Genomic DNA, 2,314 nt, shown 5'->3' on the forward strand with positions numbered 1-2,314 from the left:
TTTCATCGGCAGAAAAGACCCGGTTTGGGTGGCTGGCCAAGAGGTAGAGGATGCCAAATTCTAGGGCAGTCAGCTGGATTTCCTTGCCTTCCACAGTCTTGACTTCGTGAGAGTCCTTGTTGATGATCAGTGGGCCCACTTCCAAGACGTCCGGCTCTTCTTCTTTAACTTGCTTTTGGCTCCGGCGGAGCAGTGACCGTACCCGGGCCATCACTTCCAGCGGGTTGAATGGCTTAGACACGTAGTCGTCGGCCCCGGTGATCAGGCCTTGGATCTTGTCCATGTCGCCGGTCTTGGCGCTGACGATGATAATCGGAATATCGGAGTCCTTCCGCACTTCCTTGACCACGTCGATGCCGGACATGTTAGGCATCATCACGTCCAGGATCATCAGGGCAATATCAGGCGTGGTGGACAATTTAGTTAGGGCTTCCTTGCCGTTATAAGCAGCGATTGGCTCATAGCCTTCATTTTTCAAGTAAATGCTTAAGAGTTCCACGATTTCGTGGTCGTCGTCGACAACGAGAATTTTTGTACTCATCTAAAAAATCTCCTATCTCATAGTATCCTACCGTATATTGTAACCTATTTATTGCCCCTAATAATAGCAAAAAGAGTGTCCTTTCCGGGACACTCCTTGCTTGATTTTATCAAAACTTATAAACAATCCATGTGAAAAACTACTGGATTTCCTTTTTGCCAGTGTAGAGCTCGTAGTAGTAGCCCTTCTTGGCCAAAAGTTGGTCGTGGTTGCCGGCTTCGATGATGTGGCCGTGGTCCAGAACCAGGATCAAGTCAGAGTTGACGATGGTGGACAAGCGGTGGGCGATGACAAAACTGGTCCGGCCCGCCAACAGGTTGTCCATCCCGGATTGAACCAGACGCTCAGTCCGGGTGTCGATGGAACTCGTGGCTTCGTCCAAGATCATGACTGGCCGGTCGGCAATCATGGCCCGGGCAATGGACAAAAGCTGCAATTGCCCTTGGGACAGGTCGCTGCCGGAGCCGTCGATCACCGTTTCATAGCCATCATCCAGTTCGTGGATGAATTCATCAGCTCTAGCCAGGCGGGCTGCTTGGTAGACGTCGTCGTCACTAGCGTCTGGCCGGCCAAAGCGAATGTTGTCCATGATGGTCCCGGTAAACATGTGGGTATCCTGGAGGACGATGGCCACGGATTGGCGCAGAGAATCCTTTTGGATGTCCTGAATGTCAATCCCGTCGTAGCTGATGGTCCCGGAGTTGATCTCGTAGAAGCGGTTGATCATGCTGGAGATGGTCGTCTTCCCGGCACCCGTTTCCCCAACCAGGGCCACCTTCATGCCGGGCTTGGCGTCAAGAGAGATGTCGTACAGGATCTGCTTGCCAGGCACGTAGCCGAAGTTGACGTGGTCAAAAGCAATGTGGCCCTTAACTGGGACAGCCTTGGTGCCTCCATTTTCCGGCACTTGCCATTGCCAAGCGTTCTTGACGCCTGGCTTTTCGGCGATGGTGACTTGGCCGTCGTCGACTTCCACTTTTTCATCCAAGACGGCAAAAATCCGGTGCGCCCCGGCGATGGCCAAGACGATGGAGTTCAGCTGCTGGGAAATCTGGGCAATTGGCATGATGAAGGCCTTAGACAGCTGCATGAAAGAAGCTACGGCCCCAACCGTCAGCGGCAGGTTGCCAGCCAAAACGGCAGCGCCCCCGATCAAGGCGATCAGGACGTACAAGAGGTTGCCGACGTTGCCCATGATTGGGAACAAGATGGTGGCAAAGGTGTTGGCATTGCCGGAAGCTTCTCTTAATTCTTCGTTGTAGCGGTCGAAGTCTGCTTCCGCATATTTTTCGTGGGAGAAGACCTTGATAACCTTCAGCCCGTTCAGCATTTCTTCGTTAAAGCCGTTAACTTCCCCGACCTTCTTTTGCTGGAGGTCAAAGAAGTAGCCAGACTTTTTGGTCAGATACTTAACGATCCCAATAGACAAGGCAACGACGATGACAGCCACAATGGTGAGCTGCCAGCTGAGGTAGAGCATCCCGAAGAAGACGAAGACCACCGTAAACATGGAGTTGCCAAACATGGGCAAGGCCTGGGAGATCATCTGCATCAAGGTGTCGATGTCGTTGGTGTAGCGGGACATGATGTCGCCGTATTCATTTTGGTCAAAAAAGGCGATCGGCAGCCGCTGCATGTGGGTGAACATTTCGTTTCTGATCTGTCTTTGCACGCGCTGAGACAAAAGCATCATCAACAGCGTGTACAGGTAGCTGGCAACCACCCCAATGGCGTAGACCCCAGCCATCAGCAAGATGGCGTGGGCCAGCGGCG

General features: G+C 52.7%; 2 protein-coding genes. Both read right to left on the reverse strand.

The window, feature by feature from the left end:
• On the reverse strand, window positions 1-541 hold a 541-nt coding region (locus ACI4WN_RS03470; RefSeq protein WP_439776976.1), incomplete at its 3' end, for a response regulator transcription factor.
• 139 nt (window positions 542-680) lie between these two features.
• The coding region (locus ACI4WN_RS03475; protein ID WP_439776977.1) for an ABC transporter ATP-binding protein at window positions 681-2,314 on the reverse strand (1,634 nt) is incomplete at its 5' end.

It is taken from the genome of Lactobacillus sp. (genome assembly GCF_051893255.1).
Classification (GTDB): Bacteria; Bacillota; Bacilli; order Lactobacillales; family Lactobacillaceae; genus Lactobacillus.